The sequence below is a fragment of the Nordella sp. HKS 07 genome, assembly GCF_011046735.1.
Taxonomy (GTDB): Bacteria; Pseudomonadota; Alphaproteobacteria; order Rhizobiales; family Aestuariivirgaceae; genus Taklimakanibacter.
Genome location: NZ_CP049258.1, coordinates 6,817,186 through 6,833,659, shown reverse-complemented (window position 1 = coordinate 6,833,659; position 16,474 = coordinate 6,817,186). Strand labels below are relative to the sequence as shown.

Annotated in this window: 16 protein-coding genes; 9 read left to right on the top strand and 7 right to left on the bottom strand. The window is 61.2% G+C overall.

Features of this window, described 5'->3' with window-relative positions:
* Positions 1-102 precede the first annotated feature (102 nt).
* Entirely contained in the window at positions 103-687 is a 585-nt protein-coding gene (locus G5V57_RS32405; protein ID WP_165173154.1) for a glutathione S-transferase family protein, read from the top strand.
* A 127-nt stretch (positions 688-814) separates the two neighbouring features.
* Here G5V57_RS32405 and metF read toward each other — a convergent pair whose 3' ends face one another.
* Together metF and G5V57_RS32395 are read right to left on the bottom strand one after the other, a co-directional pair.
* A complete protein-coding gene (gene metF / locus G5V57_RS32400; protein ID WP_165173152.1) occupies positions 815-1,681 on the bottom strand; it encodes a methylenetetrahydrofolate reductase [NAD(P)H] in 867 nt (288 codons plus the stop codon).
* Positions 1,681-2,685, bottom strand: coding sequence for a metalloregulator ArsR/SmtB family transcription factor (locus G5V57_RS32395; protein ID WP_246737450.1), 1,005 nt, complete (start codon positions 2,683-2,685; stop codon positions 1,681-1,683). The genes metF and G5V57_RS32395 overlap by 1 nt, the downstream gene beginning before the upstream one ends.
* A 384-nt stretch (positions 2,686-3,069) precedes the next feature.
* On the opposite strand from G5V57_RS32395, the gene G5V57_RS32390 reads away from it, so the two are divergent.
* The 5 genes from G5V57_RS32390 to G5V57_RS32370 all read left to right on the top strand — a co-directional run bounded on the left by G5V57_RS32390 (position 3,070) and on the right by G5V57_RS32370 (position 6,573).
* Entirely contained in the window at positions 3,070-3,870 is an 801-nt protein-coding gene (locus G5V57_RS32390; protein WP_165173148.1) for a VacJ family lipoprotein, read from the top strand.
* Positions 3,871-3,882: 12 nt separating this feature from the next.
* Positions 3,883-4,461: a phospholipid-binding protein MlaC gene (locus tag G5V57_RS32385; protein ID WP_165173146.1), complete on the top strand. Its 579-nt coding sequence runs from the start codon at positions 3,883-3,885 to the stop codon at positions 4,459-4,461.
* 99 nt (positions 4,462-4,560) lie between these two features.
* Positions 4,561-5,160 (top strand): ABC transporter substrate-binding protein, encoded by a 600-nt coding sequence (locus tag G5V57_RS32380; RefSeq protein WP_165173144.1) that lies wholly within the window; start codon positions 4,561-4,563, stop codon positions 5,158-5,160.
* 69 nt (positions 5,161-5,229) lie between these two features.
* Positions 5,230-5,838: an ABC transporter substrate-binding protein gene (locus G5V57_RS32375; RefSeq protein ID WP_165173142.1), complete on the top strand. Its 609-nt coding sequence runs from the start codon at positions 5,230-5,232 to the stop codon at positions 5,836-5,838.
* 87 nt (positions 5,839-5,925) lie between these two features.
* On the top strand, positions 5,926-6,573 hold the full coding sequence (locus G5V57_RS32370; RefSeq protein ID WP_165173140.1) for an extensin family protein: 648 nt from the start codon (positions 5,926-5,928) through the stop codon (positions 6,571-6,573).
* Between the two features lie 130 nt (positions 6,574-6,703).
* Here G5V57_RS32370 and G5V57_RS32365 read toward each other — a convergent pair whose 3' ends face one another.
* Together G5V57_RS32365 and G5V57_RS32360 are read right to left on the bottom strand one after the other, a co-directional pair.
* Positions 6,704-7,315, bottom strand: a complete 612-nt coding sequence (locus G5V57_RS32365; protein WP_165173138.1) for a hypothetical protein — start codon at positions 7,313-7,315, stop codon at positions 6,704-6,706.
* Positions 7,316-7,489: 174 nt separating this feature from the next.
* The gene (locus G5V57_RS32360) at positions 7,490-7,990 is read right to left on the bottom strand and encodes a hypothetical protein (RefSeq protein ID WP_165173136.1); all 501 of its coding nucleotides are present in this window, start codon (positions 7,988-7,990) and stop codon (positions 7,490-7,492) included.
* A gap of 284 nt (positions 7,991-8,274) precedes the next feature.
* On the opposite strand from G5V57_RS32360, the gene ybaL reads away from it, so the two are divergent.
* The 3 genes from ybaL to G5V57_RS32345 are packed head-to-tail and all read left to right on the top strand — an operon-like array spanning position 8,275 to position 10,797.
* Complete coding sequence (gene ybaL, locus G5V57_RS32355; RefSeq protein ID WP_165174365.1) at positions 8,275-10,005, top strand: YbaL family putative K(+) efflux transporter; 1,731 nt, start codon at positions 8,275-8,277, stop codon at positions 10,003-10,005.
* Between the two features lie 37 nt (positions 10,006-10,042).
* Positions 10,043-10,375, top strand: coding sequence for a hypothetical protein (locus G5V57_RS32350; RefSeq protein ID WP_165173134.1), 333 nt, complete (start codon positions 10,043-10,045; stop codon positions 10,373-10,375).
* A gap of 11 nt (positions 10,376-10,386) precedes the next feature.
* Positions 10,387-10,797: an HIT domain-containing protein gene (locus G5V57_RS32345; protein WP_165173132.1), complete on the top strand. Its 411-nt coding sequence runs from the start codon at positions 10,387-10,389 to the stop codon at positions 10,795-10,797.
* A gap of 167 nt (positions 10,798-10,964) precedes the next feature.
* Here G5V57_RS32345 and G5V57_RS32340 read toward each other — a convergent pair whose 3' ends face one another.
* The 3 genes from G5V57_RS32340 to G5V57_RS32330 are packed head-to-tail and all read right to left on the bottom strand — an operon-like array spanning position 10,965 to position 16,119.
* Complete coding sequence (locus G5V57_RS32340) at positions 10,965-12,476, bottom strand: response regulator (RefSeq protein WP_165173130.1); 1,512 nt, start codon at positions 12,474-12,476, stop codon at positions 10,965-10,967.
* Positions 12,473-12,838, bottom strand: a complete 366-nt coding sequence (locus tag G5V57_RS32335) for an Hpt domain-containing protein (protein ID WP_165173128.1) — start codon at positions 12,836-12,838, stop codon at positions 12,473-12,475. The genes G5V57_RS32340 and G5V57_RS32335 overlap by 4 nt, the downstream gene beginning before the upstream one ends.
* Positions 12,835-16,119 carry a response regulator gene (locus G5V57_RS32330; protein WP_165173126.1) on the bottom strand — a complete coding sequence of 1,095 codons (3,285 nt, stop codon included), beginning with the start codon at positions 16,117-16,119 and terminating at the stop codon, positions 12,835-12,837. The genes G5V57_RS32335 and G5V57_RS32330 overlap by 4 nt, the downstream gene beginning before the upstream one ends.
* Positions 16,120-16,474: the final 355 nt, after the last annotated feature.

The window sequence follows — 16,474 nt, the reverse complement described above, 5'->3', positions numbered from 1 at the left end:
GGGACAGTGGAAAATCCGGCCCGCGAAGACAGAACAGGGGAGTTCGCATGTATAGACTATATGGGCGCCCGGGCTCGGGCTCGGTGGTGGTCGAGGCGGTGCTTGAAGCGGCGGGGGGCGCCTTACGAGGTGGAGCTTGTCGAGCGCGCGAAAGAAGGACGCGTCCCGGAAGCTCTCGCTCACGTCAATCCACTCGGGCAGGTGCCGGCGCTGACGCTTCCCGACGGAACGATCATGACCGAGTCGGCGGCGATCGCGCTCTATCTGGCCGACAAGTATCCCCAGGCCGAACTGGCGCCGGCGCCGAACGCGCCCGAGCGCGCCGCCTATTTGCGGTGGCTCGTCTATCTCGCCGCCAATATCTACATGACGGATCTGCGCGCCTATTATCCCGACCGCTACACGTCCGACCAGAATGGCGGCAAGTACGTGAAAGCGGCGGCTCTCGCCCGTATGGCGCGTGAGTGGGAAGTCTATGCCGAGGCGCTTGACGACAAGCCCTTTATCCTCGGCGACAGAATGTGCGTCGCCGATGTCTATGCCGCCATGCTGGCGACCTGGAACCTGGACGTTCCGGCTTTCTTCAAGAAACATCCCAATGTGCGCGCCATGTATGACCGCGTGGTGGCACATCCCGCCATCGCCCGGGCCTGGGGACGCAATGAAATGGAAGACTGGAAGAACTAGGGCATCGGCCTATCCGAGAACCGCGGGCATGGTTGGGTCAAGCCCGACCACAAGCGTCTCGGGCCGATGCCCTTTTGATTCTGCGCATCGCTTATCCGAGAACCGCGCACACTTCTCGGGCCGATGCTCATGCCGCTTCGGCGTGCTCTCCGAGACCGACCACCCGGCAGATCGCATAAACGAGATCGGCCCGGTTCAGCGTGTAGAAGTGGAAGCTGTTGACGCCCTCGCGGCGCAGGAAATCGACCTGTTCGGCCGCCACCATGGCGGCCACCAGATTGCGCGTCTCGGGATCGGCATCGAGGCCATGGAAGCGCTGGCCCAAAGCGGGCGGCAGGAAGGCGCCGCATTTGGCGGCGAATTCCTTCACCCGGGCGAAGTTGGTGATCGGCAGGATGCCGGGCACCAGCTCGATATCGATGCCGCGGGCGAAGACGCGGTCGCGAAAGCGCAGGAAGGCGGCATTGTTGAAAAAGAACTGCGACAGCGCGCGGCGAGCGCCTTGCTCGGCCTTGTCGGCGAGGAAGGCAAGATCTTCCTCGATGGACACCGCTTCGGGGTGCTTCTCGGGATAGGCCGCGACCGAGATCTCGAAAGGCGCGATTTCGCGGATGCCGCGCACGAGATCGGCGGCGTTGCGATAGCCCTGTGGATGCGGCACGAAGCGGCCGCCGACACCACCCGGCGGATCGCCGCGCAAGGCGACGATGTGACGTATGCCGGCATCCCAATAGCCGCGCACGACCTTGTCGACGTCTTCACGAGGCGCGCCGACGCATGTCAGATGGGCGGCGGGAATGAGGGAGGTGCGCTCGCGGATCGCGTTCACCGTGCCGAGGGTGCGCTCCTGCGTCGTGCCACCGGCGCCATAGGTCACCGAGACGAAGAGCGGTTTCATCTCCTCGAGCTTGTTGATGACCTTCCAGAAGCTCTCGGAGGCCTCGGGCTTGGGCGGGAAGAATTCGAATGAGACTTTCAATTCAGGCTTACTCATCACGCCAGATTTCCTTCCACGCGGGTATTTACAGTCTGTTTTGTGTTGACGACATTGTCGGCGCGGCGTTCGGCGAGCCACAGCGAAACGGTGAGGCCGGCCGAGCCATTGCCCTTGGGCGGCGCCAGCGTCCGTTCCCTGACCAACTGCAGATCGGCGCGCCTCAGCCATGAAGCCATGACATCGGAGGCAATGCCGAGGCGGCGATGCGCATGCTGGTCGCGCAGATGCTCGAGATCATGCGGGGCGAAATCGACGATGAGCAGGCGTCCGCCCGGTTTGAGCACGCGTGCCGCTTCGGTGAGCGCGCGGCCAGGATCATCGAGATAATGCAGCACCTGGTGGATTGTCACGAAGTCGGCGGCGGCATTAGGAAACGGCAGGGCGTAGATGTCGCCCTGGCGCACCTGCGCTTGACGAAGGCTGGCAGCCTCCAGATTGGCGCGCGCCACACCCAGCATCTCGCGGCTCTGATCGATGCCGATGGCCTGGGCGGCGCGGTCGGCGAAGAGCGACAGAATGCGGCCGGTACCGGTGCCGAGATCGAGGAAGCTGCCAAGAGCACCCATCCCGGCTATGTCGAGCATGGCGGCTTCGACATCGGATTCGCTGACATGGAGCGAGCGCAGTCTCTCCCAGTTAGCGGCATTGGTGCGGAAATAGCTGGCGGCGGCCTCGGCGCGCTGGCGGCGGATCTCCTGGAGCCTGGCAATGTCGCTGATCAGGACAGGATCAGTGCCGGGCAGGAGGTCGACAATGGCGCGGGCGAGGGCGGCGCCGGGTGGCTCGTCGCTCAGGCGGAAGAGGACCCAACTGCCTTCCTTGTATCTGGACAAAAGTCCCGCTTCGGTCATCAGCTTGAGATGACGGCTGACGCGCGGCTGGCTCTGGCCGAGAATCTGGGTCAGTTCGCTGACATTGAACTCGCCATGCGATAGGACGAAAAGCAGCCTCAGCCGAGTCGTCTCGGCGATCGCCCGCATGCCAGCTAAGAGTTCGTCCATAGGTTGTTCCATTGATATGCTCACATAAACATATCTTTATGTCAAAATCAATGTTAGGGTGGCGTTAACCTAAAAAAGGCCTTAGTCACCCGTAAGGTGAAATAATCGGTCACGAATTTTCTAGACGTTGTTCGGGGAAAATGCGCTAAGGTGCATTTGTAGGGAGTCTTAATGAGCCGGGCGGAAGTCACTGGAATGAGCGTACATATGCGACGCATGATGGCATGCGTAGGCTGCGCCGCGCTATTCGCTTTGACCGCCGATACGGCCTTTGCTGAACGCCGGACGGACAAATCCGCATTCAAAGGGACTATCCTCTCAGTAAAGCCCGCCGACCCGCGCAAGAAAAAGCCGCACGCCTTCAAACCCAGGCTTGATGAGCGCGTGATCATCGAACCCGCAGCGGCCGTGCCGGGTGTCGATGTCGTCGATGGCGTGAAAGTTCCCAGCGATCTCAATGAAACCGGCGACCCGCAGGTCCCGGGCGATCTCGTCGCGGTGCAGCCCGATCCGTTCGAAGGCGTCAATCGCGTGGTGTTCGGCTTCAACCAGGTCGTCGACCGTCTGATTCTCGAGCCTACGGCGCGCATCTATCGCGCCGTCGTCCCGCCGCCGGTGCGGCGCGGGGTAAACAATGTGCTCACCAATCTGGCGAGCCCGATCACGCTCGCCAATGACGTGCTGCAAGGCAATCCGGAAGCGGCGGCGAACACCATGAAACGCTTCATGGTCAACAGTACGCTGGGGCTCGGCGGACTGTTCGATCATGCGACAGGGCTCGGCGAGCCGCTGCATCGCGAAGACTTCGGCCAGACGCTTGGAACCTGGGGCGTGGGTCCCGGGCCTTACATCGTGCTGCCGGTCCTCGGACCCGCCAATCCGCGCGATATCGGCGGCGTCGTGGTCGACACGGCGATCAATCCGATGACATGGATTCTCTACGATTCGCCTTGGTGGCAGCGATCGCTTCCCGTTGCGGCAGAGATCATAACCGGACGCGAGGCGCTTCTCGACGATTATGACAATCTGCGCAAAAATTCGCCCGATTTATACGCCAGCGTACGCGACCTCTATGCGCAGAAGCGGCAATCCGAGATCGCCAACGAAACCGCCGGATTTGGTTCGGCAAGCGGTGTTTCCAGTTTGCCACCGTCAACGGTTCCGCAAACCCTCAACCCCTATTGAGGATTCTCCACGATGAGTGACATTGTCCGGCCTCTTAGCCGTCGCCTTTTCATGTCTCTGGGCCTTTCCGCGGCCTTGGTTCCCTCGCTCACCTACGCGGCCTCGCCGGCAGAGAGCTATGTCTCATCAGTCGGCAATGGCGTGATCGCGGCGGCACGAGCGAATTCCGTCAGCCAGTTCCGCTCGCTGCTCAGATCAAACGCGGATATTGCGGCCATCGCGATCTACTCGCTGGGGCCCTATCGCAAGAGCCTCACCAACGACGTGAAGGCGGAGTATTACAGCCTGGTCGAGAATTACATCGCCAGAGTCTTTCAGCAGAACGCCAAGAAGCTCGCGGGTCAGAGCCTCGAGGTCAAGGGCGCCAAGGATGCCGGCGACAGCGTATTGGTGAGGAGCATTCTCAATATGGGAGGCGGCGGCGTCATGCCCGTAACCTGGCGCCTCGTGAAGCGCGGCGGCGGATTCCGGATCTTTGACGTGAATGTCGATGGCATCTGGCTGGCCTCGACCCAGAAGACGAATTTCGTTGCGGTCCTGAAGAAGAACAACGGCAACATGTCGGCGCTGCTCAACTATCTCAAGCAATAGCCGTCACAGGATCCTCATCAAGTCTCAGCTTGCGCACACCCCGTCATCTCTGGCAGGACTCCCGCTACGAGAGGGCTGGCATCAATTGATGGAACAAGGATGAGTTCGACACGATTCAGCCGACGCGGATTCCTGGGACTTTCGGCCCTGCTTCTCACGACCGCGCTCGCCGGGCGTCAGGCTTACGCCCTCACGCCGGTCGAGCAATATGTGACCAGCGTGGGCACCAGCGTCATCAAGCTTGCCAATAGCGGCGCCGGCAAAGCGGCTCTGCGGCAGCGTTTCTCGTCCCTCATCAACCAGCACACCAATGTGCGCTCGGTCGGGCTCGTGGCGCTTGGGCCTTACCGCAAGGACCTGCCGCCCACCATGGCGGGCGAATTCGTGAAGCTGGTCTCGTTCTATATGGCCGCTTTCTTCGTCTATTATATCGACGAGTTCCAGGGCTCCGATATCGAGATCGAGTCCTCCGCGAAACAGGGCAATAGCACGATCGTCCACTCCGTGGTGCGTTTCACGAATGGCTCGACGAGCCAGATCCGCTGGCGTATTCTTGGCGCCGGTCAGATCAGCGATATTAATGTGCGCGGGGTGTGGCTGTCACTGCAGCTGAAGAAGCGCTTCACCGACGTGCTGAAACGCTCAAAGGGCGATTTCAACGCATTGTTCGACGAGTTGAAGAGTGCCGAAGGCTGGTAAGGGCCACAGTTGACGACCCGCCGTCCGTTCCATTAGGTCTTGTGGTTCGAAGGCAAATCAGGACGAAACATGTTTAGAGTTCCGAAAGACGGGGCGTCGAGCCTGTCACGGCGCGCCTTCATCAAGGCCGGCGCCGCTCTGATGGCCGTTGGCTTGGGCGGCGAGGCGGCCCTCGCCGGAGACAAGGATCATCCTTCCGTCGCCTTCATGCGCAAGGTCGGCAAGGACCTGCTCGAGGCGCACCGGCAGGGAACCGTCCTCAGCTTCCTTAACGTCATTCAGCGTTATGCCGATGTGCCGCAGATCGCGCTCTATTCGCTGGGCCAATACAAGGCCAGCCTCGGCGCCGCGCAGCGGCCGCGCTACTTCCGCGGCGTGGCGGTGTTCATGTCGCGTTATTTCGCCGATCAGTCGCGCGAATATCCGGTCGCCAAATATGAGGTGGGCGACGCGACCACCGACGGCAAGGACGTGCTGGTGTCGAGCCGGATATTCCTGATGTCGGGTCAGGTCTACACCGTCACCTGGCGAGTGGTGTGGCGAGACAAGGGCTACAAGGTTGCCGACGCCAAGGTGCTCGGCTTCTCGATGGTCTACATGCAGCGCGGCATCTTCACCTCCTATCTCTCAAAGCGAAAGGGTGACCTGGTCCAGCTCATGGCGGCGCTCGAGGGTTAGCCCCTGCGCCGGGTTCCAGGATCTAAGGTTCCATTAATCTTAAAATTCTAACGTCCGGAGCGGGTCGGTGCGTTCCGGGAGTTGGCCATGCGTTTCCACAAGCTCGCCGGACTGGGCATCAGCACGGCCATACTCGCCACGCTCGCGGCCTGCGGCGACGCCTCTCAGCAATTCACCACCGTAGGCCTTGTCGCGCCGCCCATCCACTGCCTTACCGATCCGCGCATCCTCGGCGAGGCCGAGAAACTCGATCCGATCGATGAGGGAAATGGCTGCCAGGTGCCCAACCCCTGGCGGATGTATTCTGTCGCCGGCGTTCAATTCAGCCAGCCGGCCACACTCAATTGCAGCGTCACCCAGCCCTTGCACGACTGGATGAACGGCACGGTCCAGCCGGCGGCCCAGTCAGCCTTCGGCGCGCGAATAACGGGGATCACGGTGGTGGCGTCCTATTCCTGCCGGGCGCGCAACAACAAGCGGGGGGCGCGCATGAGCGAGCACGGCTTCGGCAATGCCATCGACATATCAGGCTTCACGCTTGCCGACGGGCGCAAGATCACGGTGAAACAGGGCTGGGGCGGCGCGGGCGGCGAACGTACGTTCCTGCGCCAGATCCGGCGGGATGCCTGCGGCGAGTTCATGACGGTACTGGGGCCGGGCTCAGACCGCTCTCACGGTGATCACTTCCATCTCGACCTCGCCAACCGGCGCAGTGGCCAGACATATTGTCATTAGATCGCCGAGAGGCCTCGTGGAATCACTTCGGCGCTCTATCTCTCTGATTTTGCGCGTCGGCCAATCCGAGAGCCGGGTCGGCCCGACTACGAGCTTCTCGGGCCGATGCTCCAGACGAAGGCAGGGCAGTCTATTCGACGACGCCGGGCTTCTCGGTGTTCACATAGCGGAAGCTCGCCGGGTCGAAGAACGGCGTGTCCTGGCCCAGCCATACATAGGCGAGCAGCGCCTTGTCGATGACGACGAAATACTGGATCGCGTCATTGGTCGTGCCGTAATCGCCGCAGGCGGAAAACACCTCCCCGGTGGCGAGCAGATCCTCCATATAGGCGACATTGGGCTCATAATTGTAGGTGCCGGAGGCGAAGTCGAGATGGACGACGCAACGGCCAATCTCCTTGTTGTCGATCGACGGCGCCGCGATCTTGTGGATCAGCACGGAGGGTCTCTCGGTGCCGACCGGCCAGAAGCGGGCGACCGGACCGCCATGGTCGCCGCCCCAAGACTGGATGAGTTCCTCACGCTCGTTGAGCGCGTAGATCACCTTGGGCAGTTCCTTGCCGGTGCAGGCCTGATAGCGGAAACTCAGTTGCTGATTGGGCTTGCCGCGAATGAAGACGGTCTGGTCCTTCCATTCACAGCCCGGCAGAAGGACCGCGCCTGAGTCGGTGCCGGTCTGCGCTGCGGCGGTGAGCGGCATCAGAAGGAGGGGGGCCGCGCAGAGCCATTTCACAAAAGACATCACGGCAACTCCTGAGTCATTTCATGGGCTTAGGGCGCCGGGCGTTCTGATAGAATCACTTTGGCGCTGTAACTTCTTGTTTGCGCATCCGAAAACCGCTTCGCATGGGCAAGCCCGAGCACAAGCTTTTCGGTCCGATGCGATGGCCTGGGTATTTCTGATATCGAATCAGCCCTATTTGAGAACCTTTGTATAGGCCTCGAGAAATTCGTCCGAATCACGGGGACAGCCGCCGCCTTCGTCCGGCGGATCAACATAGCGGTCGAGATTCTGTCCAAGCCAGCGCACCTGGCCCGGCACGATGCCGAGGTCGCCGGACTTAGAGAACAGGCACAAAGCGATAAGCCGGCCGGCGTCCGATATCGCCAGCGCCGCATTGTTGCCGGCGCAATTATGCGCCTCGCAGACCGCCGCGATGAGGGCATCTTCCTGCCGGGTGATGGGCGTGCCGACATCGAGATTATCGATCCATTCGGCGGTACCGGCGCCGGCGGCATTGTCCAGGGCCTCGATCACCTTGGGATGCTCGAAGAAGGAATAGCCGCCGACTACGTCAAAAGGGTACTTCCCGGCATAGGCTTTCAGATCCTCGGCTGATGCGGGAAGGTCGGCCGCATAGGCAACGCCGGCGGTCGAGATAAGGCAAAGAAGGCTGGCAAGCTTTGGGAGCTTCATGAAAATTGGCCGGTCATTTGGGTAGGAAAGCACTCTAACCGCCCGAATGTGGCATCGCCGCGGCTCTGCCGGCTTTTCACACAACTCCTTGTCATGACGCAACTGTTTGCTTGTTCCCGCATGGGAAGGGCGGCCATAATCATGATCACGAACATGTCAGGCCGGGTCAGCCTAAAGTGATCGTAATCGAAATCTCACGCCTAGCGCACGAACGGCAAGGAAAACCGGCACCTATCTTTGCCGATCACGCGCCAGCCCCGCCCGAACAGGAGAAAATGTCCAGCATGCCGCATGATACGCCGCTCATTGCCACGATCGTCATCGGCCTGGGCCTCGCCTTCGTCTTCGGCGCCATCGCCAACCGGTTCAAAGTCCCGCCGCTGGTGGGCTATCTCGTCGCCGGCGTCGTGGTGGGGCCGTTCACGCCGGGCTTCGTTGCCGACCAGTCGCTGGCGCCACAACTGGCCGAAATTGGCGTCATCCTGCTCATGTTCGGCGTCGGGCTGCATTTCTCGCTCAAGGATCTTCTGTCGGTGAGAGCGATCGCCGTGCCGGGGGCGGTCGTCCAGATCGCCATCGCCACCCTGATGGGCTACGGCATCGCCTGGTGGCTTGGCTGGACGCCGGCGGCGGGCCTCGTCTTCGGGCTCGCTCTGTCGGTCGCCAGCACGGTCGTACTGCTGCGCGCGCTGCAGGAGCGCCGCATCCTCGAGAGCGAGCGCGGCCGCATTGCCGTAGGCTGGCTGATCGTCGAGGATCTGGCGATGGTACTGGCGCTGGTGCTGCTGCCGGCGCTCGCGCAGTTCCTACAGGTCAAGGGCACCGATACGCCGCCGGTCGAGCCGCTCGCCGAATATGTCGGCCTCGGCCTCTCAGGCGTGCTCCTCGTTACCTTCATCAAGGTGGCCGTATTCGTGGCCCTGATGCTGATCGTCGGACGCAAGCTCATTCCCTGGCTCCTGCATTACGTCGCCCATACGGGCTCGCGGGAATTGTTCCGGCTCGCGGTCCTGGCGATCGCGCTGGGCGTGGCTTTCGGCGCCGCCAAGCTGTTCGGCGTGTCGCTCGCGCTCGGCGCCTTCTTCGCCGGCATGGTCTTGAGCGGATCACAGCTCAGCCACCGCGCGGCAGAGGAGTCTCTCCCCTTGCGCGATGCCTTCGCCGTGCTGTTCTTCGTCTCGGCCGGCATGCTGTTCGATCCGATGAGCCTCATCCGCGACCCGCTGCCCCTCATCGCCACCTTGTTCGTGATCCTGATCGGCAAGTCGCTCGCCGCCTTCCTGATCGTGCGCGCCTTCCGCCATCCGACATCGACAGCGCTCACCATCTCGGCGAGCCTCGCCCAGATCGGCGAGTTCTCCTTCATCCTGGCGGATGTCGGCCTGGGGCTGGGCCTCATTCCGAAAGAGGCGCGCGACCTGATCCTCGCCGGAGCGATCCTGTCGATCCTGCTCAATCCCCTGGCTTTCGCCGCCGTCGATCTGGTGAAAGCGAAGATCGAGCGGAAATCCCCCGGAGAGGCAGCGGCCAGCGCGGTGGTCGAGGACGACCTGCCCACGACCACGCTCAGCGATCATGTCGTGCTGGCGGGATATGGGCGGGTCGGCGGCCTCGTCGCCCAGGCGCTGGCGGAGGAGGGCAGGCCCTTTCTCGTCATCGAGGATGCGAGCGCGCGGGTCCAGGCGCTCAGGGAGCGTCACATAGAGGTCATCCCGGCGCATGCGGCGAAAGCCGAAACGCTCACCGCCGCCAACATCGCCGGCGCGCGCCTAGCCATCCTCGCCATTCCCAACGGTTTCGAGGCGGGCCGCGTGGTGGAACTCGCCCGCGCCGTCAATCCCGGACTGCGCATCATCGCGCGCGCCCATTCGGACGAGGAGGTGGATTACCTGACCAAGCTCGGGGCCGACACGGTGATCATGGGGGAGCGTGAAATCGCCCGCGGCATGATCGCGGCGCTGGGCGAGCCGGCCAAGCCGGAGGCGCCCAGTCCGATGATGCCGGACGCCGCCTGATTTGCATTTTGGAGCGAGGCGGACTATCTCTCAGTCCATGGAACAGGAAATCATCACCCCCAAGGCCCCGCCCGCCCCAATCTCCCATTCCATGGGCATTTTTCACAGCTTCCTATCGGCGGCAGGGGTGGTGCTTTTATCGATAACCAAGCTCGGGGCCGCCTTGGCCGCGGTGATCTGGGCGGTGTCGCAGCTCCTTGGCCTGCCGGATATGGTCATGTATGCGCTCATGGCGCTCGGCGTCATCCCGGTCATCTGGGCGACCCTCTGGGTCGCTGGCCGCGCCTGGCATGTCGAGCAACTGCTCGAGACCGGCCGCGATGTCGATCGTCCGGTATTCGAGGCCTTGTACTACTGGAAGAAGCACTGACATCTCCGTCGGTGACCGGTTTTACCCTTTCGCCCCGCCTCGCGGCCGACAGCGTCTTCATCGTCGACTGGCCGCTCTGCCAACTGCGTCTGATGGATGATCTGCGCTTCCCCTGGCTCATTCTGGTGCCGCGGCGCGACGGCCTCGAGGAGTGGACCGAACTCACGCCTGAAGAGGCGCATCAACTGTCGGATGAGATCGCGCGCGCCGGACAGGCGCTGAATCAGATGTTCAAACCGACCAAGATCAATGTCGGAGCGCTCGGCAATATCGTGCGCCAGATGCATGTGCATGTCATCGCGCGTTTCGAGACGGATGCAGCGTGGCCGGGGCCGGTCTGGGGCCAGGGGACGCGTCTACCCTATGAAGGTGCTCGGCGCGAGCAACTGCGCGGCGAACTTCTAACGCGACTGGGTAGATGATATCTCTAGTCTAGCGCCGGACGCTCTCACGGAATCGGTCCGGCGCTTCAGCTTGCACATCGGATTGTCCGAATACCGCTTGGCATGGTCGGGTCGAGCCCGACCACAGTTTTTCGGTCCGATGCTCTGGGCTGGGGCTCCGGCGCCATCGCTTCTCTTTTTGGCCCTCAGGTCTGGGGCGCCTCCTGCATGGCCAATGCGGCTGGTGGCTCCGGTTCCGCTTCATGTTTCGGTCCCACGAGAAAGAGCCCGGCGGCGGTCAACCCCAGCGCCGCCCAGATCCAGCCATTGAGGCTCTCGCCCAGGAGGACGACGCTCCAGCCGATCCCGGCCATGGTGGTGAAATAGGCAGACTGGCTGGTGAAGACCGAGCCGAGATTGGTGATGAGCTGGAGAAACAGGACATTGGCGGATAGCGAAGCCGCGGCGATCAGGACAATGGTCAGCTCCAATGCTCCGGGCGCGGCGGTTGGGTAGATCATCTGGCCGGTCGAGAGCGCAATTGGCAGGAGGATGGCGGCGGCTACGAGCTGCATGATGCCGACTATCGTGATTGTCGCGATATGTTCCGGCCGCTTCGCTGCCAGCATGATGCCTTCGGCGGCATAGCAGGCCGGTATCAAGAGGGCGACGACCGTCCACAGCAGCGCGCTGGCGCTGGCCCCTGTGAACTTGTCGTAGAGAATGACGAGCACGCCGAGAAGGCCCAGAAGCAGGCCGGCAAATCGCGACAGGCTTGGCTGCTCGATCCGCATGAAGGCGGCGAAGGCGAAGGCGAGGAAGCCTTCCAGCACGACGATGATGGAAATAATGCTGGCCTCGATCTTGCCGGCGACGAAGAACAGGAGCGATTCGCTGACTGCGGCACCCAGAAGCGCATAGGCAATGAAATAGCCCCAGGGTATCTCACGCGGCTTCGGCATGGTCCCCTTGGCGACCGACCACCCTACACAGCAAAGGCCGCTCAGCAGGCTGACCCAGAAGGCCATCCCAAAGGGATGGGCTTCCAGCCCCGAAGCCATGCGCGAAAGTGGCGCGACCAGGCCCCAGATGAGGCCGAGCAGGATCAGCCCGAAACCGCCGCGCAAGGTCTTGATGGACTGCCTGAGGCGCCGCTCGCGCTCATAGACTTTCTGTGCGGCGTCGGAGAATACGCGCGCAAGATCACCCAGCGCGTCGCGCCGCTCGGAAATCTCCCGGAGTCCGAGCTTGGAAGGATTGTAATTGCCAACTTTCAGGATCTGCGCCGCTCGCGCCAGCTTCTGCACCTGCTTCAGGTAGTCCACCTCCGCATCGCGCACATACTTCTTCTGAAGAAGCGTATTGACGCGCGCCCGGAAGATCACCGGATCGAAATTCTTGGGCAAGAAGTCTTCAGCCCCAAGCTCAATTGCCTTAACCGCGCTCTCCGTGTCGTCGAGCGAGGAAATCACGATCACCGGAATGTCCTTGAGCGCCGGATCTCCTTTCATGGCCTTGAGCACCTCGAAACCATCCATCTCCGGCATGACGATGTCGAGGAGCACGGCATCCACCGGGTGGCTTCGCATATGGTCGAGCGCCTCGGCGCCGCTTGCCACCGAATGACACTGATGACCGAGGGCGGTTGCCGCGCCAGCGAGCTTGAGCCTCAAGGTCCGCGTATCGTCGACAACCAGTATCCGCCCCGTCCTTCTCATGTGGTTTCCCCGTTCAATTCTCTGCCGATATAGGCGGCGAGCTCCTCCTTGAGCGTGAGGCAGCCGCGGGCGATCAGCTGCGAACTTTCCATCGCATCGACCAGCGCACCATGCTTGCTGCCAAACTCGATGGCCGCGCAAAGTTCCGCGAATTCCGCATCGCCGAAATCCCGCGCGCTGGATTTGATCGTATGGGCGGCGCGGCCGAGCAGGTCGAGCCGACCGTCACGCGCGGCGGCGAGGACCGCCTCCGCCAGTGGCTCGGCCTCGTCGATGAAACTCTGCAGAATCTCCGCCAGCACTGTCTCGTCACCGCCGATGAGTTCCTTCATGCGTTCGAGTGCCCGGGGCGAGATGCTCATAAGGTCCTCCCATTTCCCCGCCGCGCGACACGCGCCCGCCAGCTCGTGCGCAGAGCGCCGACGAGCTCGGCAAGCTCAATGGGCTTGCTCACATAATTGTCCATGCCCGCCTTGAGATAGGTCTCGCGATCACCCGCGATGGCGTTCGCGGTGAGGGCGACGAAATAGGGCTGCGCAACCTCCGAGTGGAGACTGCGGATGACCTTCATCGCCTCGATGCCGTCCATCTCCGGCATCTCGATATCCATGAGAATCGTGTCGAACGACGCCGTGGCGCTCATGTCGACGGCTTCCCGGCCGCTCACTGCAAGTTGCGGTGAATAACCCAGCTTCTTGAGCAGCGCCGAGCAGAATTTGCGGTTTGTCGGATGGTCGTCGACCACGAGGATGCTGAGGGGGCATTCTTTGGCGAGCTTGCCGTCGAGTTCGACCGCCGGCTTGGCGCCAGCTGGCGGAGCAACCTTCGGCACGGCATGGATTGAGGCGGTGATCGACTGCAGCAATGCCGACGGTTTGATCGGCTTGTTCAGTATATCGGCGAAGAGCTTGGCGCCCGCCATCTGCATGATCTGGGCACGGCTCATATGCAGCGAGCTGAACAGGATGAGTGGCAGCGACCGGCAACTGGCGAGATCACGGATCCGCTTTGCCACATCGATGCCAGTCAGATGCGGCATCTGCATATCGAGGATGATTACATCGGGCGGCTTAGCGCCGCGCAGGAAGGAGAGCGCTTGCTCTCCGTCGGCCACAAGAGTCGGCGTCATGCCGAACGACTTTGCATGGAGTTCGAGAACACGCCGATTGGTGGCGTTGTCGTCAACGATGAGAACGTGCTTTCCTCTCACGTTCTCGGTGTCGAAGGAGGCCGTACCTTCTTCAGCCCATTCCACCTTGATCGTGAACTCGAACACAGTTCCACGGCCGGCCTCGGAGGTGACGGAGATATCGCCGCCCAGCATCTCGACAAGCCGCTTGGAAATGGCGAGACCGAGGCCGGTTCCTCCATAGCGGCGCGAAGTCGAGTTATCGACCTGGCTGAATGACCGGAACAGCGTCCCGACGCGGTCTTGCGGGATGCCGATTCCGCTATCGGCGACGCTAAAGCGCACAAAATCGCTGTTCGCGCTTTGGCGCCTCACTTTCAGGAAAACCTCGCCCTTCTCCGTGAACTTGACGGCGTTGTTGAGAAGATTGAGCAGGACCTGGCGCAGCCTCGTCGGATCGGACACCACATGGCGCGGCAATTCCGGGTCCATCCAGTAGATGAGCTCGAGATTCTTCTCCGCGGCGCGCGATGAGACGAGGTCGAGAGATTCCTCCACGCATTGGTCGAGATGAAATGGGATCGCTTCAATATCGAGCCGCCCTGCCTCGATCTTCGAGAAGTCGAGAATGTCGTTGATGATCGAGAGCAGGCCCGCCGCGCTGCGCGCGATCGTATCGCAATATTCGGACTGTTCGGCATCGAGTTTCGTCGCGGAAAGCAGATGTGTCATGCCAATGATGCCGTTCATCGGTGTCCGGATCTCATGGCTCATGGTCGCCAGGAACGTGCTCTTCGTCGCATTCGCCGCTTCGGCGAACTCCTTCGCGGCAATGAGCGACTTTTCGAGATCGCGCAGCTTTTCCACGTCATTGGTGGTGATCTTGAGCAGTCTCTGTGTCTCGTCATACAGTCGAGACCTTTCCAGCGCCACGCTGGCGGCACTCGCGATGGTGGTCAGCAGCCCGATGTCGGATTCGACAAAGGCGTTTTCGCGATCGAGATTCTGCAGCGAGATCACGCCTCGGCACTTACCTTCAAAGACCAGTGGCACAAAAAGGCAGCACTTCGGGGGCTCGCCCTGGCGCACCGCGGGGTTCCCATATTTCTTTCGTGCGTTTTCCAGGTCGCCTGCAAGCAGCAACGGCTCGCCGGTTATCATCACATGCTTTCGATATCCGGCCAAAGGCATGGGGTCGTCGGGAAAGCGGATACCGCGCTCGATTGTGTAGGGGAAGTGCAGGACTTGTTCCTGCTCGTCGAACAGTCCGATATCGAGCACATGGGTATCGAAGACCTCATGGATCTTTTCGCCGATGACGGTATAGATTTCTTCAGCCTTCAATCCCGAGGCGAGCGCTTCCTGTAGTCCCTTGACATAAGCCAGCTCACCATTCCGCGCCTCGGTTTCCCGTAAGAGCTTTTTCGTCTCGTCGAAGAGCCGAGCATTCTCGAGACTCACACCTATGCTTGTGCTCAAGATCTGGAGAAGTCTCAGATGGTGCTCGTTGAACGCGTTCTTCTGATAGGACTGGACGCTGATCACACCGAGTGTCTTTTCATTCACGATGAGCGGGACGCCCATGTAGGATTCCGTATCGTCGGTTTCGTTCATGACGATTGAGCCGACCGAATCCTCGGACGACCCATAGAGAAGCGGCTGAGATGTCCGTATGATCTGGGATGTGAGTCCCTCGCCAAAGGGGAATGACTCGAAAGTCTGGTAGTCCTTGTAGAAGGAGTACGGGGTATGGATCATTCCCGATCGCTCGTCGTACAGCAGGATTTCCGTGACTTCCGCAGCGAATATTTCGCGCACTTTGTCTCCCGCGGTGCGGGTGAGTTCGGCGACGCTTAGCGATCCCGTCAACGCCTCGCTGAGGCTCACCAGGCTGGCAAGTTCCTGGGCGCGCTTATCCTTGGCTTTCAGCAGCTGGTCGGACTCTGCCAATGCTTCCCTCAGGCGCATTTCCTGGTCCCGCAGCGATATCTCGGCATTCTTCAGTTCAGAAATGTCCTTCACACCTGCAAAGATGCGAGACCAGTCAGCCGCGTAGCCACTGGTCACTCGGAAAGTCTCTATGAGGTGGAGCACTTTTCCCGATGGGGTGACATCGACATTCTCAATCTCGGCGTAGGACTCACCTGACATGAAGCGCTGGATGCAGAGCGGGTACATGTGAAAGTTGGCCTGGGGAGCCGATTTGAAATAGTCAATGAGTTCGAGCGTGGACGACAGACCGTAAACCCTGGCTGCCGCTTCGTTGATGTGAACCCATTCGATGAGCTGGGGGATCCTTGCAACTTCATCAGGATGAGTGGCGAAGTAGGAGACGATGTCCGTTACGCCTTCGGCTGCCAGCCTGTCGACATAGCGCTTGAGTTTCGACCAATCTTCAGCGAACAGAGGGTGGGGACTTGCCTCGAACAGTTCGCGAAAACACTGTTCCCGATCCTGCAGTTCGGGCGGTTGCAGTGGAGCAGGGTCGTGGGAGGGCGAGCCGTCTGTTCCCATCAGCTATGACCTTTGCCTTCGCTGCGCGCAGGAAAGCGCCCTGACGTGCAAGATCCCGCAAGTTTCCTGCATCTGCTCACATCGATTTCCTTCGCCTCGCCGGCCGGGGATTATTAGCCAGACACACGTTAAAGTTGCAGTATCAAGGGCTCGTGGCGTGTCGGGTGGATTGTAGGTGATCCCGCGTCAGAGCAGCGCTTGCCAAGCCGGGAGGGGCGTCTTGCCCAGCGTTAATTTTGAATTAGGATCGCGTTAGGGCGACAAAATTCGGATATGAAATGCCGCACGAAAATTCCCGGGCAAAATTCAAACTGCTTCTATTTGGGGGATTTCGCATCCAAGATGCCGAGGGCCG

Excerpts from the sequence above, each read along its gene's own strand:
- G5V57_RS32335 (WP_165173128.1), bottom strand. The coding sequence starts at position 12,838 with ATGAGCATCTCGCCCCGGGCACTCGAACGCATGAAGGAACTCATCGGC.
- G5V57_RS32370 (WP_165173140.1), top strand. The coding sequence starts at position 5,926 with ATGCGTTTCCACAAGCTCGCCGGACTGGGCATCAGCACGGCCATACTC.
- G5V57_RS32395 (WP_246737450.1), bottom strand. The coding sequence starts at position 2,685 with ATGGACGAACTCTTAGCTGGCATGCGGGCGATCGCCGAGACGACTCGG.
- G5V57_RS32380 (WP_165173144.1), top strand. The coding sequence starts at position 4,561 with ATGAGTTCGACACGATTCAGCCGACGCGGATTCCTGGGACTTTCGGCC.
- G5V57_RS32360 (WP_165173136.1), bottom strand. The coding sequence starts at position 7,990 with ATGAAGCTCCCAAAGCTTGCCAGCCTTCTTTGCCTTATCTCGACCGCC.
- G5V57_RS32385 (WP_165173146.1), top strand. The coding sequence starts at position 3,883 with ATGAGTGACATTGTCCGGCCTCTTAGCCGTCGCCTTTTCATGTCTCTG.
- metF (WP_165173152.1), bottom strand. The coding sequence starts at position 1,681 with ATGAGTAAGCCTGAATTGAAAGTCTCATTCGAATTCTTCCCGCCCAAG.
- G5V57_RS32330 (WP_165173126.1), bottom strand. The coding sequence starts at position 16,119 with ATGGGAACAGACGGCTCGCCCTCCCACGACCCTGCTCCACTGCAACCG.
- G5V57_RS32375 (WP_165173142.1), top strand. The coding sequence starts at position 5,230 with ATGTTTAGAGTTCCGAAAGACGGGGCGTCGAGCCTGTCACGGCGCGCC.
- ybaL (WP_165174365.1), top strand. The coding sequence starts at position 8,275 with ATGCCGCATGATACGCCGCTCATTGCCACGATCGTCATCGGCCTGGGC.
- G5V57_RS32350 (WP_165173134.1), top strand. The coding sequence starts at position 10,043 with ATGGAACAGGAAATCATCACCCCCAAGGCCCCGCCCGCCCCAATCTCC.
- G5V57_RS32365 (WP_165173138.1), bottom strand. The coding sequence starts at position 7,315 with ATGTCTTTTGTGAAATGGCTCTGCGCGGCCCCCCTCCTTCTGATGCCG.
- G5V57_RS32340 (WP_165173130.1), bottom strand. The coding sequence starts at position 12,476 with ATGAGAAGGACGGGGCGGATACTGGTTGTCGACGATACGCGGACCTTG.